Origin of the sequence: Onishia taeanensis, assembly GCF_013349955.1 — a bacterium.
GTDB classification, from domain to species: Bacteria; Pseudomonadota; Gammaproteobacteria; order Pseudomonadales; family Halomonadaceae; genus Onishia; species Onishia taeanensis_B.
This window is the reverse complement of record NZ_JABVXC010000004.1, coordinates 203,932-228,829: the sequence shown is the minus strand read 5'-3', so window position 1 is coordinate 228,829 and position 24,898 is coordinate 203,932. Positions and strand designations below refer to the sequence as shown.

The window sequence follows — 24,898 nt, the reverse complement described above, 5'->3', positions numbered from 1 at the left end:
CAAGGAGACCATGAATGAGCAAGTGCTGCCTGAAGGCGCTGGTCACCGGCAAGGTACAGGGCGTCTGGTATCGCAGAGCGACTCAGCAACAGGCGTTAGAGGCAGGGGTGGCAGGACACGCCCGTAACTTGGAAGATGGGCGTGTCGAGGTGTTGCTATGCGGCGAGTCCAGCGACGTCGATGCGGTCGTCCGGTGGCTGTGGGAAGGACCACCGAACGCCCAGGTCACTGATGTGGTTGTAGAAGACGTCGGTTGGCAGGATCTCGACGCCTTCATCACGCTCTAGGCCGCTATTCCCAGGCCTGAGGGCATGGCGCCAAGTCAATTGCCAGTCGAAAGTTACTTGAGCGTATCGACCATCCAGTCAATCACTGCGGGACCATCTGCGCTCAGGCAGGCGGTGATGATTGGCGTCTGGGACCAGCGCGGTGCCAGGAACTCGCGGCTTTCAGGTGCGAACACTGTCTGCCCTTCGGCGATGCCTTCCGTGACCACGTTGAGATGGCCCCTGGCGGTTGTGAAGAGCTCGGGCCGAATGAGATAGGCCAGCGCGCAGCTATCGTGAGGGCAGCAACCGTCAATGCCAAGCGCCTGCTGGTAGAAGGCCCGGTAGAAGGCGTAGCTTTCGGCCAGCACTCGGCCAAGCTCGCCCTGGCCTGCGGCGATGGCGTCCATGTCCTTGGGTGCCAGAACGCAGCGGTGAGTCGCATCCAGTCCCACCATCGTCAGCGGCCAGCCGGCGCTCAGTACCCGGGCAGCGGCATGCGGGTCGTTGAAGATATTGGCCTCGGCGACCGGGGTGACATTGCCGCCTTCCTTGATGGAGCCCCCCATGACGATGACCTGTTTGACCTTCTCGGTAATGCTGGGGTCGAGCTGCAGTGCGGCGGCCAGGTTGCCGAGAGGGCCCACGGCCACCAGGCTGACCTCGCCGGGACGAGCGTTGACGGTGTCGACGATGAATTGAGGGGCGCTGACCGCAAGCGCATTACCTTCGATACTGGGCAGATCGATATTGCCCAGGCCGTTGGCACCATGGATATGCGCCGGAGCTGGATGCTTGGCCTTGACCAGCGGGGCGGCGGCACCTTGGGCGACCGGGATGTTCTGCCCCGCCAGCTCGGCAAGCAGTAGGGCGTTATGGGTGGCAGTATCGATATCGACGTTGCCGTAGGTGGTCGTCATGCCCAGCAGCTCGATCTCCGGGTGGGCAAGGGCAATGGCGATGGCCTGAGCGTCGTCGACGCCCGGATCGGTGTCAAAGATGATCGGTTGGCTCATGGGGCTTCCTTAGCCGAGCGGGTCAATGCCCGCGCATCAGTGATTGAAAATGGGATGGCTCAGCTGCGGCGCAGCGTCAGCGCTGGCCACTCGGCAAGCGCTGCATCCACTGCCGCAGCATCGGGGATGCTCGGCGCGGCGCCTTCGCGCTGCACGCAAATCGCTGACGCCACACTTGCTCGACGCAGGCAGGTCTCGACGTCGCGGCCGGCAAGCCGTGCGGCCATGAAGTGGCCGATAAAGGTATCGCCAGCGGCGGTGGTGTCCCTGGCTTCGACGCGATAAGCGGGCAACTCGAGTCGGGTGTCGCCGTGCTGATAGCAGACACCATCACCTCCCAGGGTCAGCACCAGCTCAATGCTCGGCAGGCGGTCGCCGAGTGCCGCTAGCAAGGCGTTAGCGTCACTGTCTTCGGGCAGACTGACGAGTGCTGCCGCCTCGCCGCGATTGACGAACAACAGTTGGCAGGTCGACAGCGGTAACTCGTTCACGGCCGCGTGCATCGGCGCCGGATTGAAGGCGATTGACAGCCCTCTGGCATGGGCCTGCTCCATGGCGCGAGCCAGGCCGTTGGTCTCGTTCTGCAGCAGCAGCCAGCCGCTGGGCTCGGCATTATCGATGCGGGTGTCGATGTCGGCATCATCAAAGCCGTGGTTGGCCCCCGGATAGAGAATGATGGCATTCTCGGCTTGGTCATCGACCTGAATCAGGGCATGGCCGCTGGGCTCATCGACGAGATCCAGTGCGTCGGCGCCGACGCCTGCATCGGTCAGCAGCGTGAGAGCCCACTGGTCGCTGCGCCCCAGGCGCCCCCAGTGCTCGACCCGCCCACCCGCCAGGGCCATGGCGAGCGACTGGTTGGCCCCCTTGCCGCCAAGTACCTGCTGGTAGCCGGTACTGGCCAGCGTCTCGCCAGGGCGAACCAGGTGGGGTACACGATAGACATGATCGATGTTGATGGAGCCCAGGTTATAGAGTGGGCGATGGATATCAGGCATCCGAGTTTCCTTGCCAGGCGCGGATATTGTCCACGGACAGCCGGACCACATTGGCGCGTGCCTCGGGTGTGATCCAGGCATTGTGCGGGGTGACGATCAGGTTAAGTGGCTCATCGAGGGCCTTGATCAGGGCGTGACCGTCTCGCGGGGGCTCTGCCGGCAGCGAATCAACCCCGAGACCACCCAAGCGCCCCTCACGCAGCGCCTCTAGGGCCGCCTGTTCATCTATGATACCGCCTCGTGCGCAATTGATCAGCAGTGCATCCTCTCTGAGGCGCTCCAGCAGGACGGCATCGACCAGGTGGCGCGTCTGGTCGGTCAAAGGGCAGTGCAGGCTCACAACGTCAGCCTGGGGCGCCAACTCATGAAGGCTAGGGCGCGAGTCGTCGGCCTTGCCGGGACGGGCAGCGAAGCTGACGCGCATCTCGAAAGCTTTCGCCAGCGCTGCCACCCGCGAACCAAGCTCACCCTGGCCGACGATCACCAGGTGCTTTCCCGAGAGCTGCAGGGTGCGGTGATTCAGCAGGCAGAAGAAGGCACTCTGCTGCCAGGCGCCGTCGGCAACCTCTCGTTGGTAGAGCGGAAGCCGATTGGCCAGGGCCAGCATCAGCATCAGCGTGTGCTGGGCGACGCTGGCGGTACCATAGGCGGTGACGTTGCGCACCTCGATGCCCAGCCGCTTGGCAGCCTGCATGTCAATATTATTGGTGCCGGTCGCCAATACGCAGATCAGCCTCAGGCTGGGTAGCGCCTCGAGGGTCTCTGAATTCAATAGCACCTTGTTGACGATGGCCACACTGGCGCCGTCGAGGCGCTCCAGGCACTCCTCTGGGCGAGTGGTGTCATGGACCTTCAGGGTCTCGACTTGGGCGCGCAGCGGGTTCAGGTCGATATCGTCGCCGAGGCTGGCGGCATCAAGGATCACGGCTTTCATGGGAGCGTCCTGATCGTGTTGTGAGGTAGTGTGTCGGGCTGACTGTGAACAACGATGATAATGCGCGCTTGCTCGCCTTGCCCGCCAGGGGGCGCAACACGCTATAATGTCGCGCTTTCGTAGCAGGCTTGGAAAGCGCCTGGGCCGCCCCGATATTGTGTCAAGGCTCGGCCCCAAGCCCGCCACTGGCTCCGCTGGTTGGCAGTGCGGTGTGCCTAAGCTGTCGCTATGCCGGGTGCTTTGCAGGTACAGGTACTTCTTAAAGGTACAGGTACTTCTTAAAGGTACAGGTACTACGACAGGTAGTACGACAAGTACCATGCCCAGCACGATGCCCAGCACTTAGAGCTAGCCGTTGTGATCAAACCGTTGTGCTTATGTAGTCGTGCTCAGGAGAGTTGAACGATGCCCATCTATGAATATGAGTGCAAGGCCTGTGGCCATCGCCTGGAAAAGCTTCAGAAAATCAGCGCCGAACCGCTGACCGATTGCCCAGCCTGCGACAAGGATTCGCTCCAGCGGCTGATCAGCGCGGCGGGCTTCCGGCTGGCCGGCAACGGCTGGTACGAGACCGATTTCAAGTCCGGCAGCAAGAAGAACCTTGCCGGCGAGGGCGGGGCGGATACTAGCGCCTCGCCCAAGACAACGGCCAAGGACGGAGCGGCGGCCTAAGCGCCCCGTCCTTCTTTATTATTCGATAACGCAACAGAACAGGATTTGACATGCGCAGCCATTATTGCGGCCAGCTGAACGAGACTCTGGTGGACCAGCAGGTCACCTTATGCGGCTGGGTTCACCGCCGCCGTGACCATGGTGGAGTAATCTTCCTCGATCTGCGCGACCGTGATGGTCTGGCGCAGGTGGTGGTGGATCCCGATACCGCCGAAGCCTTCGCGACCGCCGACCGTGCACGTAACGAATTCGTGCTGCGCATTACCGGCCGTGTTCGTCTGCGCCCGGAAGGCACCCAGAACCCCAACATGCCGACCGGTATGATCGAGGTGCTGGCCAAGGACGTCGAGGTGCTCAACACCGCCGCCACGCCGCCTTTCCAACTCGATGAACACGGTAAGGTCGGCGAGGAAACCCGCCTCAAGCATCGCTATATCGACCTGCGCCGCCCGGAGATGATCGACAAGCTGCGCCTGCGCTCGCGGATCTCTCACAGCGTACGCGCCTTCCTGGAAGACCAGGGCTTCCTGGATATCGAGACCCCGATCCTGACCCGTGCAACGCCGGAGGGTGCCCGCGACTACCTGGTGCCGAGCCGCACCCACGCCGGCAGCTTCTTCGCGCTCCCGCAATCGCCGCAGCTGTTCAAGCAGCTGCTGATGGTTTCCGGCGTCGATCGCTACTATCAGATCGCCAAGTGCTTCCGTGACGAGGATCTGCGCGCCGACCGTCAGCCGGAATTCACCCAGATCGATCTCGAGGCATCCTTCGTCGACGAAGACGACATCATGGCCATTACCGAGACCATGATCCGTCAACTGTTTCAGGAGGTGCTCGACGTCGAACTGCCGCTGTTCCCGCGCATGCCGTATGCCGAAGCCATGAGCCGCTTTGGTTCCGACAAGCCGGACCTGCGCATCCCGCTGGAACTCACCGATGTCGACGACCTGATGAAAGACGTCGACTTCAAGGTCTTCTCCGGCCCGGCCCAGGCCGACGATGGCCGTGTGGCGGCGCTCAAGGTGCCGGGCGGTGCCAAGCTGTCGCGCAAGGAAATCGACGAGTACACCAAGTTCGTCGGCATCTACGGGGCTCGCGGCCTGGCCTGGATCAAGGTCAACGAACGTGCCAAGGGCATCGAAGGCCTGCAGTCGCCAATCGTCAAGTTCATGGACGGCATCATCGAAGACCTGCTCGACCGGGTCGAGGCACAGGACGGTGACATCATCTTCTTCGGCGCCGATAACGCCCGCATCGTCAACGAGGCGATCGGTGCGCTGCGCGTCAAGCTGGGTGAAGATCTGGAACTCTATACCCGCGAATGGGCGCCGCTTTGGGTGGTCGACTTCCCGATGTTCGAGGAAGACGGCAACGGCCGCATGCAGGCGCTTCACCATCCGTTCACCGCGCCGTCCTGCGATGTCGACACCCTGCGCGACCGCCCGGCCGAGGCGCTGTCCAAGGCCTACGACATGGTGCTCAACGGCACCGAGCTGGGTGGTGGTTCGATTCGTATTCATGACCACGGCATGCAGCGTGCGGTGCTCGACGTGCTGGGCATCGGCGAGGAAGAAGCCGACGAGAAGTTCGGCTTCCTGCTCGACGCCCTGCAGTACGGCGCGCCGCCCCATGGCGGCCTGGCCTTCGGTCTGGATCGCCTGGTAATGCTGATGACCGGTGCCAAAACGATCCGTGAGGTCATCGCCTTCCCGAAAACCCAGAGCGCCGCCTGCCTGATGACCGACGCTCCGGGTGTGGTTTCTCCGACGCAGCTCAAAGAGCTCAATATCCGCCTGCGTCAGAAAGCCAAGCCCGAGGGCGAGCAGGGGGTTTGAGCCACACCTAGCACCTGAATACACGCAATTCCGATCCGCCGGCGCCCTTGGGGCGCCGGCGGCGCATGAAAAGGAGGTTTTTTTCATGGCCGGACACAGCAAATGGGCCAATATCAAGCATCGCAAGGCGGCACAGGACGCCAAGCGCGGCAAGATCTTCTCCAAGCTGATTCGTGAACTGACGGTGGCCGCACGACTGGGCGGTGCTGAGCCAAACGACAACCCGCGTCTGCGGGCGGCCATCGACAAGGCGCTTGGCAACAACATGACCAAGGACACCATCCAGCGTGCCGTCGACCGTGGGGCGGGCAACACCGATGGCGATGCCATGGAGGAAACCGTCTACGAGGGCTATGGCCCGGACGGTGTCGCCGTGCTGGTCGAGTGCATGACCGACAACCGCAATCGCACGGTTTCGGAAGTGCGCCATGCGTTCTCCAAGCATGGTGGCAATTTGGGGACTACCGGTTCCGTGTCCTTCATGTTCCATCATCAGGGCCGGCTGCAATTCAGCGATGGCACTAGTGAAGAAGCGCTGATGGAGGCCACCCTGGAGGCCGGCGCGGAAGACGTGATCAGCCATGACGACGGCAGCATCGAGGTCATTACCCAGCCGGGGGATTTCTGGGCGGTCAAGGAAGCGCTGCTCGAGGCAGGCCTCACGCCATCACACAGCGAGATCGATAAGTATCCCGACAACTACTCGCCGATCAATGAGGTCGAGGTGGCCCAGAAGGTCATCAAGCTGGTGGACATGCTCGAGGACCTCGATGATGTACAGAATGTCTATTCCAACGCCGATTTCGACGAGGCCGTTCTTGAACAACTCGAATGACCGGGTAATCAACGCGGAGGCATGCCCATGCTGATCCTGGGCATCGATCCGGGGTCGCGCATCACTGGCTATGGCGTGCTCGATGTCAGCCAGCCTCGGCCGGTGTATGTCGCCAGCGGCTGCATTCGCCTCAAGGACGATGACCTGGCTCAGCGCCTGGCCCAATGCTACGCCGGCATCAGCGAGTTGATCGCCGTGCATCGACCGGCGGAATTCGCCATCGAACAGGTGTTCATGTCTAACAACGCGGCTTCTGCGCTTAAGCTTGGGCAGGCGCGTGGAGCCGCCATCGTATGTGCCGCCAATCATGGGCTGCCGGTCAGCGAATACGGGCCGCGACAGATCAAACAGGCGGTCACCGGCACAGGGGCTGCCGATAAAAGCCAGGTACAGCATATGGTGACGGCCGTATTGGGGCTTTCGGCAACGCCCCAGGCGGATGCCGCGGATGCCCTGGCTATCGCCCTGACGCATGCCCATGCGCGGCTCGGTCTGGTCAAGCAGGGCGCCTTCGGTGGCCGTAACTCGCGTCAGGCACGAGGCAAGAGCTGGCGGGACTATCGCCCCGGTTGATATGCCGGTCGCACGAAGGCCCCGCCTCTGAAACAAGCCGCATCGTGCGTCTTATTTCCAGGTCAGACAGCTGGCGGTTTTATATTATCAAACGCTGTTTGGATATGCTGGTCAGCCTGTGGGTCGACCAGTATAGTGATTCGACACTTTCTCAGGTATTGGCTCAAGAGCTTGCTCAAGAACGTAGTCAAGAGCTGACTCAAGAACTGACTCAAGAACTCTGAACTCTCTCAAGGATCTTGACGGTATGATTGGACGCCTTCGTGGCACTCTGCTGGAAAAGCAGCCGCCCTGGCTGGTCGTGGATGTGGGCGGGGTAGGCTATGAACTCGAAGCCTCCATGACGACCCTGCTGGCCCTGCCCGGTGTCGGCGAAACGATACAGTTGCACACTCACCTGACCGTACGCGAGGATGCGCACCTGCTGTTTGGCTTCGCCAGAGAGAAGGAGCGTGCGCTGTTCAGGGCGCTGATCAAGGTCAATGGCGTCGGCCCCAAGCTGGCCCTGGCCATCCTCTCCGGCATGGATGAGGACCAGTTCATTCGCTGCGTGATGGATGACGACATCAAGGCCTTGACGCGTCTACCCGGCGTCGGCAAGAAGACCGCCGAGCGGCTAGTAATCGAAATGCGCGACCGTTTCCCGCACTGGACCCAGGCAAGCGAGAACGCCCTTGCCGGGCTCGAACAAGCCGCCGCCCCAGACACGTCGGCGAGCGATGCTCGCGCTGATGCCGAAGCCGCCCTGGTAGCGCTTGGCTACAAGCCCACCGAGGCCGCCAAGATGATCGCCGCTCAAGATGAGGGCCTGTCGACCGAGGCACTGATCAAGGGCGCTCTGGCCCGCAAGTTGGCGGGTTGATGATTCATGACCATGGTAAAAGTGAGCGCATGCGCTTCAAGGCAGTGTCCGCACGGCACCTCCAGGCACTGGAGGACTCATGATTGACAGTGATCGGCTGATCGCCGCTCAGCCCCGCGAAGGGGAAGTGCCGATCGATCATGCCATTCGCCCCCAGCGGTTGGCCGACTATATCGGCCAGCCGGCGGTGCGCGAGCAGCTCGACATCTTCATCAGCGCCGCCCGTGGCCGCGGCGAGAGCCTCGACCATACGCTGGTCTTTGGCCCCCCGGGGCTTGGCAAGACCACCCTGGCCAATATCATCGCCCATGAGATGGACGTCGATATCAAATCCACGTCGGGGCCGGTGCTCGAGAGGGCCGGGGATCTGGCCGCCATGCTGACCAACCTCCAGCCCGGCGACGTCTTGTTCATCGACGAAATTCACCGCCTGTCTCCGGCGGTGGAGGAAGTCCTGTATCCAGCCATGGAAGACTTCCAGCTCGATATCGTCATCGGCGAAGGGCCAGCGGCACGTTCCATCAAGCTCGACCTACCGCGTTTCACCCTGGTCGGTGCCACAACTCGGGCGGGGCTTTTGACCTCGCCGCTGCGTGATCGCTTCGGCATCGTTCAGCGGCTCGAATTCTACAGCCTCTCGGAGCTCACCGAGATCGTCACTCGTTCCGCGCGCCTACTCGGGGTCGAGGCAGACCAGGCGGGTGCGGCCGAGATCGCTCGCCGAGCGCGGGGCACACCGCGTATCGCCAACCGCCTGCTGCGGCGGGTGCGCGATTTCAGCGAGGTACGCGGCAGCGGTGTGCTGGAGGCCAATATCGCCGACCAGGCACTGAACTTGTTGAATGTCGATTCCCATGGTCTCGATCATATGGACCGGCGGCTGCTGCTGGCGATGATCGAGAAGTTCGAGGGCGGTCCGGTGGGCGTCGACAGTCTGGCAGCGGCGATCAGTGAAGAGCGCGACACCATTGAGGATGTCATCGAACCCTATCTGATTCAGCAGGGCTTTATGATGCGCACCGCGAGAGGGCGAGTCGTTACCCGTCAGGCCTACCTGCATTTCGGCTTGAGCCGAGATGAGGGCCTGTCGCCGGATGAATCAACACCTACGCAAGAGGGCGGGGCATGAGTGAATTTCAGCACCCAGTCACCGTCTATATCGAAGATACCGATGCGGGTGGCATCGTCTACTACGTCAATTATCTCAAGTATATGGAACGGGCGCGCAGCGAGTGGCTGAAGCAGTTGGGGATTACCCAGCGCGCATTGCTCGATGACGGCATCCAACTGGTGGTGCATCGCCTGGAATGTCGCTATGCCAAGCCTGCCCGGCTTGACGACGAGCTCAGCGTCAGCGCGGAGCTCAAATCGCACAGTGCCTGTCGACTGAGTTTTCATCAGGTCGTTCAGCACGGTGGGGAACCCCTGTGCCATGCCACGGTCGACATCGCCTGTCTGGATGCGAACAGCCTCAAGCCCAGGCGCTGGCCTGCCGGCCTTAACAAGGCGCTGTCAGCCTGAAGAAATGACCTGCCAGCCTGGGGCGCTAACGTCACAGGCTCGGCCTGAGGTTTTCGTATGACGAACGCGTTTGATAAAAGAGGATTCTCGTGAACGACTCCATGTCCATACCACATCTAATCCTGAACGCCAGTGGCGTGGTGCAGTTCGTGATGCTGCTGCTGATCATCGCCTCGGTGCTGTCCTGGGTGGTGATCTTTCAGCGCAGCTTCGTACTGCGTCGCGCCAAGCGGGCCCACAAGGCCTTCGAGGACCGCTTCTGGTCAGGCATCGATCTCAACGAGCTGTACCGCGAAACCCCTGCAGAGCAGGAAACCCAGGGCGCCGAACACGTGTTCCGCTCAGGCTTTCGAGAGTTCAACCGCCTGCTGCCTAAAACGCGTAACCCTCAGGCGATTCTCGAAGGCGTTCAGCGCTCGATGAGAGTCGCCTGGTCGCGAGAGGAAGAACGCCTGAATCTACACCTGATCTTCCTGGCCACGGTGGCTTCCGCCAGCCCGTATATCGGCCTGTTCGGCACCGTCTGGGGTATCATGGGTTCCTTCCAGAGCCTATCGATGACGCAACAGGCCACGCTTGCCACCGTCGCGCCCTGGATCGCCGAGGCCCTGATTGCCACCGCCATGGGCCTGTTCGCAGCGATTCCGGCGGTTATTTTCTATAACCGCCTGTCGGCCGCGTCCAACAAGCTGCTCGGCAAATACGAAGACTTCGCCGAAGAGTTTCATTCCATCCTGCACCGCAACCTCCAGGGGCGCGGTGACCAGGATGCGGCCTGAGGGAGCAATGCCATGATGCATGGTCCGTTTCACCGTGGTGGCCGTGGCAAGCCAATGGGCGAAATCAACGTGGTGCCCTTCATCGATGTAATGCTGGTGCTGTTGGTCATCTTCATGATCACCGCGCCGATGATGACGCAGGGTGTCCAGGTCGAGCTGCCCAAGACGGCGTCCGAGCCGATTGCCGATATCGAGGACCAGGAGCCGGTGATCGTCTCCGTCGACCGCGAGGGCAGCTATTACATCTCTGTCGGTGACGATAAAGCGACTACCAGCCTTGAGGATATCTCCGACAAGGTGATTGCCATTCTTAATCGGCGCCCCAATACCCCGGTACTGGTTCGCGGTGATCGCAATGTGCCCTATGGCCAGGTCATCACCCTGATGAGCACACTGCAAGTCGCCGGCGTCAGCGATGTCGGCCTGATTTCCGAACCGCCGCCCGCCGACAATTAAGGAGCACGCATGGCCAGACATGACTCCCGCGTGGGCTACGGCCTGCCGGTGGCCCTGGCGCTTGCCCTGCACGTCGGGGTCGTGGTGATCAATGTGCTGGAATTTCCGACCTCTGACGAAGAGCCAAGCTCGGCTTCGGTGGTCAAGGCGACGCTGGTCAGTACCGAAACTGCCACCGACCAGGCGCAGCGTACCGAGGCCGCCAGGGCCCGCGCCGCCGAGCGTGAGGCGCAGGAAGAAGCCGCTGCCGCTGAGCGTCAACGTCAACAGGAAGCCGAACAGGCGGCCGCAGAGCAGCGAGCTCAACAAGCGGCTGAGCAGGAAGCGGCACGCAAGGCCGCCGAAGAGGCACGTAGTCAGGCCGAGGCCGAGGCGCAGCGACGTGCCGAAGAAGCTGCCGCCGCCGAAGCTCGCCGACAGCAAGAGGAACAGGCACGCCAGGAGGCAGAGGCACAGCGCCAGGCGCAGGCTGAGGCTGAGCGTAAGCAACAAGAGGAAGCCCGACGCCAGGAGGCAGAGGCCGAAGCGGAAGCCAAGCGCCAGGAGCAGGCCCGCCAGAAGGCCAAAGCCGAAGCTGAGGCCAAGCGACAGGAAGAGGCGCGCCAGCAGGCCGAAGCCGAAGCTGAGGCCAAGCGTCAAGAAGAGGCGCGCCAGCAGGCTGAAGCGGAGGCCGAGCGCAAGCGTCAGGAAGAGGCTCGCCGTCAGGCCGAAGCCGAGGCCGAACGCAAGCGCCGGGAAGAGGCCGCCAAGCGTGCGGCCGAAGCGGCCAGCAATAGCCTGGATAGTGCGATTGCCGGTGAGGAAGAAGCCATTGCCAATGCCCGTCAGGCGGAGCAGGCCAGTAATAGCTTCCAGAACTTGGTGCGCAGCGCCGTCGAGCAGGCCTGGATTGTTCCGCCTAACCTGAGTTCAGGTGTCGAAGCGTTGGTCCGTCTGACGTTGCTGCCCACTGGCGAGCTGGTCAATACGCAGCTCGTCCAGAGCAGTGGCGATGCGGCCTTCGATCGCTCGGTTCTTCAGGCGGTGGAACGTGCCGCGCCTTTCCGCGAGATGCAAGATCTGCCGCCTGCGGCCCAGCGTCGCTTTCGCGACTTTAACCTGAGATTCAAACCGGGAGATGTGCGCTGATGAAACGTTATATGAGCCTGTGGTGCGGCATGCTGTTGCTGCTGCTGACCAGTCTTGCCCATGCTGACCTGACCATCGAAATCACCCAGGGCAGTGACCGTGCCACGCCGATTGCGGTGGTGCCTTTCGCCGAGCAGGGCGCTCAGTTGCCCACGGACATTGCTAGCGTGATCGCCAACGACCTCGAGCGCAGCGGCCAGTTCAAGCCGCTGTCCCGAGACGACCTGATCGCCACGCCGAGCGCCAGCAGTGAGGTCAACTATCGTGACTGGCGGGCGGTAGATGCCGATTACCTGGTGGTGGGCAAGGTCGGCACCGATGGCAGCATTCAGTACGAGCTGATGGACGTCTACGGCCAGGAGCGCATGCTCGGCAAGGTCATCAATCTCGCCAGCCCCGATCAGTCGCGAGCCGCGGCGCACCGTATCAGCGACGAGATCTTCGAGGCCATCACCGGGATTCGTGGCGCCTTCTCGACCCAGATCGCCTATGTCACCTCACAGGGGGTGGGCGAGGACATCCAGTATGGCCTGCAAGTGGCTGATGCCGACGGCTACAATAGCCAGCAGATTCTGTCCTCCGACGAGCCGATCCTATCGCCGGCCTGGTCGCCGGATGGCCAGAAGCTGGCCTATGTATCCTTTGAAACCGGGCGTCCGGCCATCTATATCCAGAACCTGGCATCCAGTCAGCGGGTGCGAGCCAGCTCATTCGAGGGCATCAATGGGGCTCCGGCCTGGTCCCCGGACGGCCGCAAGTTGGCCATGTCGCTTTCCAAGGATGGCCAGCCGGAAATCTACGTGATGGATGTCGGCGCGGGTAGCTTTCAACGCCTGACACGCAGCGACGCCATCGATACCGAGCCAACCTGGGCGCCAGACGGCAAAAGCCTGGTATTCACCTCGGATCGCAGCGGCGGCCCGCAGCTGTATCGCTATGATTTGGCCAGCGGCGAGGCCAAACGGCTGACCTTCACCGGGAACTATAATTCTCGTGGGCGCTTTTCGCCTGATGGCGAGACCCTGTTCATGATCCATCGCGGCAGCCAGGGGTTCCAGGTCGCCAAGCAGGATCTGGAGACGGGTCGCCTGACGACCTTGACCGACTCACGGGCCGATGAATCACCCAGTGTTGCCCCCAACGGCACCATGGTAATCTTCGCCACCCAGCAGGGCGGTAAAGGGGTGCTCTCAGCGGTCTCGGCGGATGGCAATGCGTCATTCAGGCTACCCGCCGCCCAGGGTGATGTTCGAGAACCCGCCTGGTCCCCGTTTCTGAATTAAACGATGATTGCGTTAATACCCTGCCAGTCACTGGCATCTTTCAAGGAGTCGAATATGCACCTTTCCCCCTATGCCAAGCATCTCGCCGCAGCGCTTTCACTGGTTGTCATGGCCGGCTGTTCCAGCACTGGCGGCACCCAGGACGGTTCCATGGCGGGTAGTGAAGGCGCCGGCAGCACCAGCGGTGGCGCGTCCAGCCAGGGCATGAATTCCGGCCAGGTCGGGTCCAACAGCATGGGCATGCGGGATGGCCAGCAGGACGATATTCCCCAGGTTCGCACCATCTATTTCGATTATGACCGCGACACCATTCGCAGTGAGTTCGAGCCGGTCATGGCCTCGCATGCCCAGTACCTGCGTTCTCACCCCAATGCCAATGTGGTACTTCAAGGACATACCGACGAGCGCGGTACCCGTGAGTACAACCTGGCTCTCGGCGAGCGTCGCGCCAACGCCGTCCAGCGCTTTTTGATGGTGCAGGGCGTTTCTCCGTCACAGCTTGAGGTGGTCAGCTATGGTGAGGAACGTCCGGCCGTGCGTGGCAGCAGCGAAGACAGCTACGCCCAGAACCGTCGTGTGGTGTTCGACTACTGAGTCGCCAGGTACCGCCTGCAGCCGATGGAGTGATACATGAAAGATGGTCTGTCGAGATTGACGTTGACGACCCTTGGCGCCGGGCTTTGCCTGGCGCTGCCACCGCTGGCGAGTGCCGCACCGGTGGTCGAGGATCTCTCGCAGGGCTCCGGTAACTTCTATCAGCGCGCCGAAGTGCGCGAGGAGTCCGGGGGTAGCCTGGTGCTGTTTAACCAGGTGCAAGAGAACCAGGAGGAAATCAAGCGCCTGCGTGGCCAGATCGAAGAATTGCGCTACCAGCTAGACCAGCAGCGCAAGATGGCGCAGCAGCGCTACCTGGACCTCGAGAAGCGCATTCAGTCTGATGATGCAGCAGCCGCCGCAGCGGAGCAGGCAGTGGCTGCGGGCGAAGCAGAAAACGCTACGAGTTCGGCAAGTGAGTCTTCGGCGGGCAGTGAACCGACTACCAGCGATGAAGCACGCGCCGCCTATCAGGCCGCTTTTGCCAAGGTGCAGGCGCGGGACTTTCCCGCCGCCATCACGGCCTTCGAGAGCTTTGTCGCTGACTACCCCAACAGCGGGCTGACCGCCAACGGCCACTACTGGCTGGGTGAGCTATATTCGGCACAGACCGAGCTCGACAAGGCATCCGCGGCTTTCGAGAAGGTGATTCAAGACTTCCCGCAAAGCAGCAAGATGCCCGATGCTCTCTACAAGCAGGGGCTGTTGAGAGCGCGCCAAGGTAAGCCCGACGAGAGCCGTGCCTTGCTCGAGCGGGTACGCAAGGAGTTTCCTGACAGCAGTGCGGCCGGGTTGGCCAATGACTTTCTCAACCGGTCTGCGGACTGAGGCAATTGGCCACTCGAGGAGCATCGATGAGCTGCAAGATCGATTATCAGGCAGGTCCTGACCTGCTAGCGGATCGGGTGATCCTGGTTACCGGGGCCGGCGACGGCATAGGCCGGGCTGCCGCGCTGAGCTATGCCCGTCACGGCGCCACGGTGATTCTGCTCGGTCGCACGACCTCTAAGCTTGAAGCCACCTACGATGCCATCGAGGCGGCGGGTGGCCCTCAGCCGGCCATCTTCCCGCTGAATTTCGAGGGTGCCACCCTCAAGGACTACCACGACATGGCCGAGACCCTCGACAAGGAGTTCGGCCGGCTCGACGGTATCCTGCACAACGCGAGCCTGTTGGGACGGTTGACGCCCTTCGATCAGTACGACCCCGCGCTGTGGGAGCAGGTCATGCAGGTCAATATCAACGGGCCAATCTGGATGACGCAGGCGCTACTGCCGCTGCTGAAGGCCTCTGATGATGCCTCGGTGGTCTTTACGTCCTCGAGCGTGGGACGCAAGGGGCGGGCTTTTTGGGGCGCCTATGCGGTTTCCAAGGCGGCGACCGAGAACTTCAGCGAGCTGCTGGCCGATGAACTGGAGAATGTCTCCAGCATTCGCGTCAACACTTTGAATCCTGGGGCCACACGCACGCAGATGCGTAAAACGGCCTATCCCGCTGAGGATCCGCAGAAACTGCGGACGCCGGATGAGATCATGCCGACTTATCTATGGCTAATGGGGCCCGATAGTCAGGGTCATAGCGGCGAGCGCTTCGACGCCCAGCCACCAAAATCCTGATATCAGGACGCTTTCTCAAGATCCAACGACAATGGCCTGGCGTTTACGCCAGGCCATTGTCGTTGGAGAAGACGTCTGGTGAAACGCCGTTTCAGCCTCGCTTAGTATCCGAGCGCCTTGGCCAGTGCGGCGGGCGTAGCGAAAACATGATCCGCCTCCCAGGCATGGATATCCTCCACTTCGTCCAGATAGCCATAGCCCACCGCGACGGCCGTCATGCCGGCGGCGCGAGCCGCCTCGATATCGCGGCGATGATCACCGATGTACCAACATTCCTCGGCCGTGACGCCTAGCCGGCGCGCGGCTTCCCAAAGCGGCGCCGGGTCGGGCTTCTTGACCGGAAGATCATCGGCGCAGAGGAAAGCTCCGGGAGTCAGGGCCAGCGCCTCGATCAAGGGGGCGGCATAGGCGCGGGGCTTGTTGGTGACGATGCCCCAGGCTCGCGGCGGTTCGGCCCAGGCCGTGATCAAGGGCGCCAGCCCCTCGAAGAGTCGGCTCTCGGCGGCCACATCCTGTCCGTAGGCGTCGAGCAAGAAGCTGCGGGCCGCATCATGCTGGACATGGTCGTGCTCGAGACCGAGTGCCAAGGTGACCAGCGCGCTGCCGCCATTGGAAACCTGCGCCCGAATCGTCTCATAGGGCAGGGCAGGCAGGTCGTGGTGGGCACGCAGGGCATTGGTGGCTCGCGCCAGGTCGGGGGCGGTGTCCACCAGGGTGCCATCCAGATCGAATAGCAGGGCTCGCGGCGGCTTAGGCGTTGCTAGGCTCATGTGGTCTCCCGCCGGGTCTGGATCATGTAGTTTACCGAGACATCGTTGGCATCCAGGCGATAGCGACGTGTCAGCGGGTTGTAGGTCAGCCCGGTCTGCTCACCGAGATGCAGGCCTGCAGCACGCCCCCAGCCAGCAAGCTCGGCGGGACGGATGAACTTCTTATAGTCATGGGTGCCCCGCGGCAGGAGCCGCAGCACGTACTCAGCACCGAGGATGGCAAAGGCATAGGCCTTGGGGTTGCGGTTGATGGTCGAGAAGAACACCTGCCCCCCGGGCTTGACCAGGGTGGCGCAGGCGCGAACCACGGCTGCCGGGTCCGGTACGTGCTCGAGCATCTCCAGGCAGGTGACGATGTCATAGGCGCCGGGCTGCTCGGCGGCCATTTCTTCGGCGCTGGCCTGGCGATAGTCGACGTCCACACCGCTTTCCTCGCGATGCAGCCGGGCTACGGCCAGCGGCGCTTCTCCCATGTCGATGCCGGTGACCCGAGCGCCTCGGTGTGCCATAGCTTCGGCGAGGATGCCGCCGCCACAGCCGACATCGATGACGCGCTTGCCCGCCAGACCTGAGCGGGCGTCGATAAAATCCAGACGCAGCGGGTTGATCTCGTGCAGGGGCTTGAACTCGCTGTCCTTGTCCCACCAACGGCTGGCCAGGGCCTCGAATTTGGCGACTTCCGCGGCATCGACATTATCGCGATAATCGTTGTCGGGGCGGCCATCCCGGTCCTTCTGCGGGGCTTGCTCCGGCGCTCGATCCTCAGCTTGTGCTGAGTCGTCTTGCTGGGGGTCGTGATTAGACGCCTGGGATTCACTGCTCATCTGGTCTTTCTCCCACAAAATGATTGCTGGCCACGCGGCAAGGCGCGTGATCTAGACTCGGTGCCATGGCTGCGACGTGCTCGGCGGTGCCGAAGCACCCACAGCAGAAAAGCTGAAAGGCGAAAGCCCGTGCGCATTCTGGCTTAAGCAGAGCGCATGGCCCGCTCGTACTGACGGGCCTCATGGAGCAATGCCTGATGGTCGAGCCCAACGAGTTCCGAAGCCTCCAGGCGCGCGCGGCCGGCGACCCAGACATGGCTGACCTGATGGCTTTGTACGGCATAGACCGCCGCCGACGCCGGCTGGTGGACGGGAACGCTGTTGAGAGCCTCGAGGTCGACGGCGATCAGGTCGGCATCGAACCCTTCGCGGAGCTGCCCACGACGCTTTTCCATGCCAAGCGCTCTGGCGCTGTCGCGAGTGGCCAGGGCCAGTGCCGCCATGGCCGGCAGGGCGGCAGCGTCACCACTAACGCCCTTGGCGAGTAATGCCGCCGTCTTCATCTCATCGAACATGTCCAGGTCATTGTTGCTGGCGGCACCATCGGTGCCGAGCCCAACCGTGATACCAGCCTTCTGGAGCCTGTCCACCGGGCAGAAGCCACTCGCAAGCTTGAGGTTCGACTGAGGGCAGTGGATGACGGCGGTAGCGGTCTCGCGTAGGAGCGCCAGGTCCTCATCGTCGACCTGGGTCATGTGCACGGCCTGAAAGTGCGTGCCAAGCAGGCCGGCATCAAACAGCCGGCGCAGCGGTCGCTTGCCGTACTGGGTTAGCCCCTGCTCGACTTCATCGCCTGTCTCATGGACGTGCATCTGGATCGGCAGGCCGAGCTGCTCGCGGGCCTCGCGCAGTCTGGCCAGGCTGGCGTCGCCGACCGTGTAGGGCGCATGAGGCCCGAAGGCCAGTGAAATCAGCGAGTGATCATTCAGGTGGGCCTTCAGTGCCTCAGTTTGGCGCACGCCACTCTCGAAGTCCTTCGACCAGGGGGTGGGAAAGTCGATCAGCGGCGTGCAGAGCTGCGCGCGCATGCCGGCTTCCTCGATTACCGGCACCACGGCCTCCGGCGCCAGGTACATGTCGGCGAAGGAAGTGGTGCCTGAGCGGATCATCTCGGCGCAGGCCAGGCGCGTCCCCGCCGCCACGAACTCAGGGTTCACGTGGGCGGCCTCTGCCGGCCAGATATGCTCGTTGAGCCAGGTCATCAGTGGCAGATCGTCGGCGAAGCCCCGCATCAGGCTCATGCCGGCGTGATTGTGGGCATTGATCAGCCCCGGCAGCAGGGCATGGTGCGTTAGGTGCAGGGTGCGCGCCGGTCGAGCGTGCTGGGCGACCTCATCGATCGGCCAAGGGCCCAGCAGGCGGCCGTCATCGATGGCGATGGCATGGTCCTCGAGGGTCGGCAGGCCATCACTCATGGGCAGAATCCAGCGTGCCTCGATTACCAGCTCTACGTCACGCGGTGCGTTAGATGGCATCGCATCACTCCTTCGGTATGATGGCCCCATTCTACCCGCTCCTGCGGATGCTTGCCTGCCCCGGAGAGACCATGACTGCCCACCTGACACCGATTCGCTGGTGCGATGACGACAGCCTCGAACTGCTGGATCAGCGCTGGCTGCCAAGCCGGCGCGAGACGCTGCGAATCGACACTGCCGAGGCGGCCGCCGAGGCGATCACCGCCATGGTGGTGCGCGGTGCGCCGGCGATCGGCATTACCGCGGCCTATGGCGTCGTGCTGGCCGCACGCCAGGCCACGGGGCCGCAGTGGCCGGCAACGCTGGACGCCGCCATGACAAGGCTTGGCGCATCACGCCCCACGGCGATCAACCTGTTCTGGGCGCTGGAGCGCATGCGGGCTGTGGTCACGGCGCACCGCCATGTTGCTGAGCCGCCGGTCGAGCAGCTCCTCGAGACGGCCCGAGATATTCAACGCCAGGATCTTGCCGACTGCCTGGCGATGGGAGCATACGGGGCCGAGCTGCTTGGCCGAGAGGCACCCAAGGCGGTCATGACCCATTGCAATACCGGGGCATTGGCCACCGGCGGTCATGGCACGGCCCTCGGCGTGATCCGCACCGCCTGGGACCGTGGGCTGATTACCCACGTGCATGCCAATGAGACACGCCCCTGGCTGCAGGGCGCTCGCCTGACCGCCTGGGAGCTGGCCGAGGAACGTATCCCCGTGACTCTGGCGGTGGATTCGGCGGCCTCGCTATTGATGGCCCAAGGCAAGATCGGCTGGTTGATCGTCGGCGCCGATCGGGTAACGGCCAATGGCGATGTGGCCAACAAGATCGGTACCTTGGCGTTGGCGGTGCAGGCGCGTCATTTTGGCGTCAAGGTGATGGTGGTGGCACCGACCAGCACCTTCGATGCGAGCCTGGCAAGTGGCGCCGACATTCCTATCGAGACCCGAGAGGCCCGTGAGCTGACCCACCAGGGCGAGCGCGCCGTGGCGCCTGACGGCATCGATATCTACAATCCGGTGTTTGATGTCACCCCGGCTGGACTGATCGATGCCATTGTCAGCGAACAGGGCATCATCGAATCGCCAAATCGGGCCAGCTTGGCGGCCTGGCTGGGAGAGACCTCTCCGGGTGGCTCCGCCTGATGGTCGGCTATGCCATAATGCAGGGATTCGCTCATCGAACAGATGGTTATAGCAAACGCTAATACATACAGTTGATATAGAAAAGGACTGCCATGATTCGCAAGGCTGTGTTGCCCGTCGCTGGCCTAGGTACTCGCTGCTTGCCGGCCTCCAAGGCCATTCCCAAGGAAATGATCACCATCGTTGACAAGCCGGTGATCCAGTACGTGGTCGAAGAGGCCGTGGCGGCTGGCATCAAGGAAATCGTGCTGGTGACCCACTCGAGCAAGGGCGCCATCGAGAACCATTTCGACAAGCATTTCGAACTGGAAACCACCCTCGAGGCCAAGGGCAAGCTCGAGTTGCTCGAGGAGCTGCGTCATATCATCCCCGATGACGTCAAGATCATCAGCGTGCGCCAGCCGGAGCCGCTGGGCCTGGGCCACGCAGTGCTCTGCGCTCGCCCGGTGATCGGCGATGACGAGCCCTTTGCCGTCTTGCTGCCCGATGTGCTGGTCGACAGCCAGGGGCTTGATCAAAATGACCTGGCCGGCATGATCCAGGCATTCGAGCAAAGCGGCCAGTCGCAGATCATGGTCGAGAACGTGCCCCAGGAGCTGGTCTACAAGTACGGTATCGTGGCTCTCGAAGGTGAAACCCCGGAAGCGGGTCATTCCGCAGCGATGGCCAGCGTGGTCGAGAAGCCCGCCGTGGAAGATGCGCCTTCCAGTCTTGCGGTGATCGGCCGCTACCTGCTGCCGGGCTCCATCTTCGCGCTGCTGGCCGAGACCCAGCCCGGCGCCGGTGGCGAAATCCAACTGACGGATGCCATCGATACCCTGATTGCGCGTGAGGGCGTTCAGGCGTTCCGCATGCAGGGAGCGACCTACGACTGCGGGCATCAGCTTGGCTACCTCGAAGCCATCCTGGCCTTTGCCAAGCGCCATCCCAAGTTCGGCGCCGGCTTCCAGGAACTGATGCAACGCTACGTCGCCGAGGACTAAGCCATGCGCGTTGTCGTACAGGGAAGTGAACTTGCCGCCGCGACGGCTGCGGCGGCACTGGCAAGCGTGGGGCATCGCGTCAGCTGGCAGCCTCACCCCGACCAGCCCTGGGCTGAGCTGGAGCAGGCCGATTGGCTGAGTCGCGAACCGGAGTTGATCGCACAGTTAGAGGCGGCCTGTCGAGATGGGGCCCTCACGATCAGCGACACCAGTGCCGAGTTGGCGGCCGGGATAGCCGAGATCGATGTGCTGTGGCTGGCCCTGGCACCGGATCAGCGCGATGCGGCGCAGCAAGCCGTCGAGGAGCTCGCCGCTCGCCAGTCTGAGCCGCTTGTGGTGGTCAACAACTCGACCTTTCCGGTCGGTGAGACCGAACGGCTGGAAGCGCTGATGGGCCATGCCGGCCAGGTCGCCGTAGCACTGCCTGACATGCTCGAGGAGGGGCGTGCCTGGCAGGTCTTCACGCGACCGGTGCGCTGGTTGCTGGGCAGCGAGGATGCCCGCGCCACCGATCAGGTGCGTGAGCTGCTGAGGGCCTTCAATCGACGCAGCGAAGTCTTCCAGTGCATGCCGCGACGTGCCGCCGAGCTGACTAAGCTGGCTATCAACGGCATGCTGGCCACCCGCATCAGCTACATGAACGATATCGCCGGTTTGGCCGACACCCTGGGCGTCGATGTCGAGCATGTTCGCCAGGGCATGGGCGCAGATACCCGCATCGGCTATGAGTATCTCTACCCGGGCTGCGGCTTCGGTGGTCCAAACTTTTCACGGGATCTGATGCGCCTGGCAGACGTGCAGTCGGCCAGTGGGCGGGGCTCGGCGCTGCTAAGCCAGGTGCTGGATATCAACGAGCACAAGAAGGAGACCCTGTTCCGCAAGCTGTGGGCCTATTTCCAGGGCCAACTCGAGGGTCGCACCGTGGCTATCTGGGGCGCAGCCTTCAAGCCCGGCACAGCACGCATCGATCATGCGCCGGTACTGCCCTTGCTCGAGGCGCTATGGGCCCAGGGCGTCAAGGTCCGCTTGCACGACCCGGCCGCGCTTCATGCGCTGCGAGAGCGTGTCGGTGAGCATCCGCTGCTTACGCTGTGCGAGGGTGATCCTTATGCGGCCTGTCAGGGTGCCGACGCGCTGATGCTGGTCACCGAGTGGAAATGCTACTGGAACCCGGACTGGCGACTGCTGGGCAGTCTCTTGGGCGAACGCTTGATCCTCGACGGTCGCAATATCTTCGATCCTGACTTCGTGGCAGGCCGCGGCCTGGTCTACCGAGGCATCGGACGACGCGCCAACCCATGAGTGCCGGCCGCTGCCACTGATTTCCAGTCGGCAGTGGCCACTGTCAGCCTCAATCCTGCCAGGGCAGTAGCACGAATTTGCCGACATGCTGCTTGGTCAGGAATTCCTGCTGGGCGGCGACGATATCGCTCAAGGCGAAGGTCTTGGCGACCAAAGGGCGTATCTCGTTACGCTCGATATAGCGCACCAGATTCGGTATCACCTGTTCGGCCCAGGCGGTCGTGCCGATCAGCCGCACATCCTTGAGGTAGAGCTCGCGCATATCCAGCGTGACCACTGGGCCGGCAATGGCTCCGGATGATACCAGGCGACCGCCACGCTTGAGTAGCTTCAGCATGACCGGAAAGTGCTCGCCTGCCACGTTGTCCACTACCAGGTCCACTGACTCGGCACCGAGCTCGGCCAGCAGGTCAGCGTCGCGGTCAAAGAGATGGTCGGCGCCGATGGCCTTGAGTTTTGCGTGTTTGCTCGCGTGGGCGACCGCCACCACGGTGGCACCACGACGCTTCGCCAGTTGCACGGTGGCCGATCCCACGCCACCCGAGGCGCCAGTAATCAATACCGTCTCTCCCCGGCAGAGCCCCGCCCGAATCAGCATGTTCTCCGAGGTACCGTAGGCGCAGGGAAGGCTGCCTAGCTCGGCATCTGTCCAGTCGCAGTCGACCGCAAAGACCTCGCTGGCTGGAACCTTGACGAACTGGGCAAAGGCTCCATCGAAATCCGAGCCCATCCAGTGATTATCCCAGCGATCGAAACCGTGCTTGCGCATACAGGAGCGCACCAGCACCCGTCTGTCGAGCATACCCGCGTCGGCATCCGGTCCCGCTTCCACCACGATGCCACAGCAATCGGTACCCTGAATGAAAGGGAAGGGGGTTTGCGCGTTCCACCCACCATCATCGATGGCGTCATCGCTATCACTCCCGGCCATAGCGTCGGTGGAAGCCGTCACAGAAGACGAATACCAGCCCAGGCGCGTGTTGATTTCGGTATTGTTGATACCTGCCGCCAGCACCTTGATCAATACTTCGCCCGGCCCGGGTGTCGGAACAGGGACCTCTCGATAATCAAGTTTGTCATATTCGCCGGCACCGGTAGTCACTACCGCTTTCATCATGTCGCTCATGAGCCGCTCCGTTATCTGTATCAAGCGCTTAAGAACCAAAAAACCCCCGCCGATGGCGGGGGCTTTGACGCATAGCACATCCCGTGAGATGGGCTTGTCGAAACCTAAGTCCGGAACCTAAGTCCAAAACCTACGTCCTGAACCTACGTCCTGAACCTACGTCCGAAACAAAAGTTACGCGAAGTTCTGCGCAACGAAATCCCAGTTAAGGATCTTCCACACGTTTTCGAGATACTTGGGACGGGCATTGCGATAGTCGATGTAGTAGGCGTGTTCCCACACATCGATGGTCAGCAGCGGCGTCTGGCCGTGAGCAACCGGGGTGTCGGCATCGTCGGTGTTGACGATATCTACGCCGCCGTCATCGGTCTTGATCAGCCAGGTCCAGCCGGAACCAAAGTTGCCAGCCGCCTTGGCGTTGAAGGCTTCCTTGAATTCTTCGAAGGAGCCGAACTTGGCGTTGATGGCATCGGCCAGTGCACCGGTCGGTTCACCGCCACCATTCGGCGACAGGCAGTGCCAGTAGAAGGTGTGGTTCCAGACTTGAGCTGCCTGGTTGAACAGGCCGCCGGAGGAAGACTTGATGATCTCTTCCAGTGACTTGTTGGCATCGTCGGTGCCATCGGTCATCTGGTTGAGCTTGGTCACATAGGTCTGATGATGCTTGCCATAGTGATATTCCAACGTCTCGGCAGAAATGTGCGGTTCAAGCGCGTTCATTTCGTACGGCAGGGCGGGTAGTTCGAATGCCATGATTTACTTACTCCTCGTCGGTCAAGGGGAGGTACATCCACTCAAGTACTGGAGCCCTCAAAAACATAATTCAAGGAGCGGGAGTCCAATTCGTCAGGGCGGATCCCGAACCTTTAACGAGATGCCAAAGGCATGCCAAGAAGGTGCGTATATGGCAAAAAAACCTTACGATACCAAGCATCTGCGCCTATGTAGTGTCGCCTCATCATAGCACTCTGGGGTATGCTCGCCAATGATCGAGGTTTATGCCTCAATCGTGGCCACTCCGGCCTCACTTTCTTTTTACATTCTCTACCTGGCAAGGAGTCACCTATGGCCGAGCGCCCTGAGGAAGAGCGCCTGACCCACATCGTCCCGGATGTGAATGCCAGCCTAGGCGGCCAGGCTCGCTACACGCCGCCAGCACCGAGACTGTGGCCACTCTGGTGCCTGATTTTGCTGCTGGCGGGAGCCCTTGGCGGATTTGGCTATCTGGCTTGGCAGGAGCGTCTCAACCTCGAGAAGGAGCTCCGTCAGTTGCAGGGTCAGCTATCCAACGTGCACGCGCGCTTCGATGGTTTCGATGCCAACCGCGGCAGCAATCTAGAACGTTTCGAAAATGCTCTGGATGCCCTCGGCGAAGAGCAAGGCCAGCTGGTGCAGCGGCTCAACGAACAGGAAACCCAACTGACGGACTTTCGCGACACGCTTTCCGGCAGCGATGACAGTGAGGCGCTCATCGCGCGCCTGAACGCGCAAGCCGAGCGTCAGGACAATCTCAAAGCGGCACTGGATGCCATTGGCACTTCGCTGGATGCCCTCGAGAACAACGGCAATGATGCCCGGGCGGCCCTGGCCGCGCGCCTGGACGTGATCAAGGGCGACACGACGACGCTTGATGATCGCCTGGACGAGGTCGCAGCCAAGCTTGCGCAAACTGAACAGCGCCAGTCCGCTCAGGAAGTGGTTTCCGCTTCGCTGATGAGCTCGACGCGCTCGCTCGAGACCGACCAGGACGCTCTGACGGAACGCCTCGATGAGCTCGCGACGAACCGAGACGAGGCAGCCACGTCGAGAGAGGCCTTGCTGAAGCGTCTCGATGATTATCGTGCCCAACTGACCGAACTGCGACAGTCGCAGCTGGCCATCAGCGCCCAGCTGGAATCGCTGGAGAGTCGCTAA

At 62.2% G+C, this 24,898-nt stretch carries 27 protein-coding genes; 19 read left to right on the top strand and 8 right to left on the bottom strand.

Annotation, left to right across the window (positions count from 1 at the left end):
* The first annotated feature begins 14 nt into the window (after nt 1-14).
* On the top strand, nt 15-287 hold the full coding sequence (locus HUS66_RS07495; protein ID WP_175070291.1) for an acylphosphatase: 273 nt from the start codon (nt 15-17) through the stop codon (nt 285-287).
* A 53-nt stretch (nt 288-340) separates the two neighbouring features.
* On the opposite strand, the gene HUS66_RS07490 is transcribed toward HUS66_RS07495, so the two are convergent.
* The 3 genes from HUS66_RS07490 to HUS66_RS07480 are packed head-to-tail and all read right to left on the bottom strand — an operon-like array spanning nt 341 to nt 3,214.
* Nucleotides 341-1,282: a nucleoside hydrolase gene (locus tag HUS66_RS07490; RefSeq protein ID WP_175070290.1), complete on the bottom strand. Its 942-nt coding sequence runs from the start codon at nt 1,280-1,282 to the stop codon at nt 341-343.
* A gap of 59 nt (nt 1,283-1,341) precedes the next feature.
* A complete protein-coding gene (locus HUS66_RS07485) occupies nt 1,342-2,280 on the bottom strand; it encodes a ribokinase (RefSeq protein ID WP_175070289.1) in 939 nt (312 codons plus the stop codon).
* Nucleotides 2,273-3,214: a D-2-hydroxyacid dehydrogenase gene (locus HUS66_RS07480; protein WP_175070288.1), complete on the bottom strand. Its 942-nt coding sequence runs from the start codon at nt 3,212-3,214 to the stop codon at nt 2,273-2,275. The genes HUS66_RS07485 and HUS66_RS07480 overlap by 8 nt, the downstream gene beginning before the upstream one ends.
* Before the next feature lie 405 nt (nt 3,215-3,619).
* On the opposite strand from HUS66_RS07480, the gene HUS66_RS07475 reads away from it, so the two are divergent.
* The 14 genes from HUS66_RS07475 (at nt 3,620) to HUS66_RS07410 (ending at nt 15,368) form a co-directional block, all read left to right on the top strand.
* Complete coding sequence (locus HUS66_RS07475; RefSeq protein ID WP_175070287.1) at nt 3,620-3,886, top strand: FmdB family zinc ribbon protein; 267 nt, start codon at nt 3,620-3,622, stop codon at nt 3,884-3,886.
* Between the two features lie 50 nt (nt 3,887-3,936).
* A complete protein-coding gene (aspS, locus tag HUS66_RS07470; RefSeq protein WP_175070286.1) occupies nt 3,937-5,721 on the top strand; it encodes an aspartate--tRNA ligase in 1,785 nt (594 codons plus the stop codon).
* An 85-nt stretch (nt 5,722-5,806) separates the two neighbouring features.
* On the top strand, nt 5,807-6,556 hold the full coding sequence (locus HUS66_RS07465; protein ID WP_175070285.1) for a YebC/PmpR family DNA-binding transcriptional regulator: 750 nt from the start codon (nt 5,807-5,809) through the stop codon (nt 6,554-6,556).
* Nucleotides 6,557-6,583: 27 nt separating this feature from the next.
* Nucleotides 6,584-7,129 (top strand): crossover junction endodeoxyribonuclease RuvC, encoded by a 546-nt coding sequence (gene ruvC / locus HUS66_RS07460; protein ID WP_175070284.1) that lies wholly within the window; start codon nt 6,584-6,586, stop codon nt 7,127-7,129.
* Between the two features lie 247 nt (nt 7,130-7,376).
* A complete protein-coding gene (gene ruvA / locus HUS66_RS07455) occupies nt 7,377-7,991 on the top strand; it encodes a Holliday junction branch migration protein RuvA (RefSeq protein ID WP_175070283.1) in 615 nt (204 codons plus the stop codon).
* A gap of 79 nt (nt 7,992-8,070) precedes the next feature.
* A complete protein-coding gene (ruvB, locus tag HUS66_RS07450; protein ID WP_175070282.1) occupies nt 8,071-9,120 on the top strand; it encodes a Holliday junction branch migration DNA helicase RuvB in 1,050 nt (349 codons plus the stop codon).
* Complete coding sequence (ybgC, locus tag HUS66_RS07445) at nt 9,117-9,512, top strand: tol-pal system-associated acyl-CoA thioesterase (protein WP_175070281.1); 396 nt, start codon at nt 9,117-9,119, stop codon at nt 9,510-9,512. Before ruvB ends, ybgC begins: the two co-directional genes overlap by 4 nt.
* A 101-nt stretch (nt 9,513-9,613) precedes the next feature.
* Entirely contained in the window at nt 9,614-10,291 is a 678-nt protein-coding gene (tolQ, locus tag HUS66_RS07440) for a protein TolQ (RefSeq protein WP_175070280.1), read from the top strand.
* Between the two features lie 15 nt (nt 10,292-10,306).
* A complete protein-coding gene (gene tolR / locus HUS66_RS07435) occupies nt 10,307-10,747 on the top strand; it encodes a protein TolR (protein ID WP_175070367.1) in 441 nt (146 codons plus the stop codon).
* A gap of 9 nt (nt 10,748-10,756) precedes the next feature.
* A complete protein-coding gene (gene tolA / locus HUS66_RS07430; protein ID WP_175070279.1) occupies nt 10,757-11,875 on the top strand; it encodes a cell envelope integrity protein TolA in 1,119 nt (372 codons plus the stop codon).
* Nucleotides 11,875-13,158 (top strand): Tol-Pal system beta propeller repeat protein TolB, encoded by a 1,284-nt coding sequence (gene tolB, locus HUS66_RS07425; RefSeq protein WP_175070278.1) that lies wholly within the window; start codon nt 11,875-11,877, stop codon nt 13,156-13,158. Before tolA ends, tolB begins: the two co-directional genes overlap by 1 nt.
* Nucleotides 13,159-13,212: 54 nt before the next feature.
* Nucleotides 13,213-13,752 (top strand): peptidoglycan-associated lipoprotein Pal, encoded by a 540-nt coding sequence (gene pal, locus HUS66_RS07420; protein ID WP_175070277.1) that lies wholly within the window; start codon nt 13,213-13,215, stop codon nt 13,750-13,752.
* 36 nt (nt 13,753-13,788) lie between these two features.
* Nucleotides 13,789-14,580: a tol-pal system protein YbgF gene (ybgF, locus tag HUS66_RS07415; protein ID WP_175070276.1), complete on the top strand. Its 792-nt coding sequence runs from the start codon at nt 13,789-13,791 to the stop codon at nt 14,578-14,580.
* A 26-nt stretch (nt 14,581-14,606) separates the two neighbouring features.
* The gene (locus tag HUS66_RS07410; RefSeq protein WP_175070275.1) at nt 14,607-15,368 is read left to right on the top strand and encodes a YciK family oxidoreductase; all 762 of its coding nucleotides are present in this window, start codon (nt 14,607-14,609) and stop codon (nt 15,366-15,368) included.
* 101 nt (nt 15,369-15,469) lie between these two features.
* Here the strand turns inward: HUS66_RS07410 and HUS66_RS07405 are convergent, their stop codons facing one another.
* The 3 genes from HUS66_RS07405 to HUS66_RS07395 all read right to left on the bottom strand — a co-directional run bounded on the left by HUS66_RS07405 (nt 15,470) and on the right by HUS66_RS07395 (nt 18,437).
* On the bottom strand, nt 15,470-16,138 hold the full coding sequence (locus HUS66_RS07405; RefSeq protein ID WP_175070274.1) for an HAD-IA family hydrolase: 669 nt from the start codon (nt 16,136-16,138) through the stop codon (nt 15,470-15,472).
* The gene (gene ubiG, locus HUS66_RS07400) at nt 16,135-16,962 is read right to left on the bottom strand and encodes a bifunctional 2-polyprenyl-6-hydroxyphenol methylase/3-demethylubiquinol 3-O-methyltransferase UbiG (protein ID WP_175070273.1); all 828 of its coding nucleotides are present in this window, start codon (nt 16,960-16,962) and stop codon (nt 16,135-16,137) included. The genes HUS66_RS07405 and ubiG overlap by 4 nt, the downstream gene beginning before the upstream one ends.
* A gap of 143 nt (nt 16,963-17,105) precedes the next feature.
* Entirely contained in the window at nt 17,106-18,437 is a 1,332-nt protein-coding gene (locus HUS66_RS07395; RefSeq protein ID WP_175070272.1) for a TRZ/ATZ family hydrolase, read from the bottom strand.
* Between the two features lie 71 nt (nt 18,438-18,508).
* On the opposite strand from HUS66_RS07395, the gene mtnA reads away from it, so the two are divergent.
* From mtnA to HUS66_RS07380, 3 genes are all read left to right on the top strand, one after another.
* Nucleotides 18,509-19,573: an S-methyl-5-thioribose-1-phosphate isomerase gene (gene mtnA, locus HUS66_RS07390; RefSeq protein WP_175070271.1), complete on the top strand. Its 1,065-nt coding sequence runs from the start codon at nt 18,509-18,511 to the stop codon at nt 19,571-19,573.
* 92 nt (nt 19,574-19,665) lie between these two features.
* Entirely contained in the window at nt 19,666-20,556 is an 891-nt protein-coding gene (gene galU / locus HUS66_RS07385) for a UTP--glucose-1-phosphate uridylyltransferase GalU (protein WP_175070270.1), read from the top strand.
* Nucleotides 20,557-20,559: 3 nt separating this feature from the next.
* Nucleotides 20,560-21,858 carry a nucleotide sugar dehydrogenase gene (locus tag HUS66_RS07380; RefSeq protein WP_175070269.1) on the top strand — a complete coding sequence of 433 codons (1,299 nt, stop codon included), beginning with the start codon at nt 20,560-20,562 and terminating at the stop codon, nt 21,856-21,858.
* 49 nt (nt 21,859-21,907) lie between these two features.
* Here the strand turns inward: HUS66_RS07380 and HUS66_RS07375 are convergent, their stop codons facing one another.
* Complete coding sequence (locus HUS66_RS07375) at nt 21,908-22,984, bottom strand: alcohol dehydrogenase family protein (protein ID WP_217487945.1); 1,077 nt, start codon at nt 22,982-22,984, stop codon at nt 21,908-21,910.
* A gap of 174 nt (nt 22,985-23,158) precedes the next feature.
* Nucleotides 23,159-23,737, bottom strand: a complete 579-nt coding sequence (locus tag HUS66_RS07370) for a superoxide dismutase (RefSeq protein ID WP_175070268.1) — start codon at nt 23,735-23,737, stop codon at nt 23,159-23,161.
* Nucleotides 23,738-24,049: 312 nt separating this feature from the next.
* On the opposite strand from HUS66_RS07370, the gene HUS66_RS07365 reads away from it, so the two are divergent.
* Nucleotides 24,050-24,898, top strand: coding sequence for a hypothetical protein (locus HUS66_RS07365; RefSeq protein WP_175070267.1), 849 nt, complete (start codon nt 24,050-24,052; stop codon nt 24,896-24,898).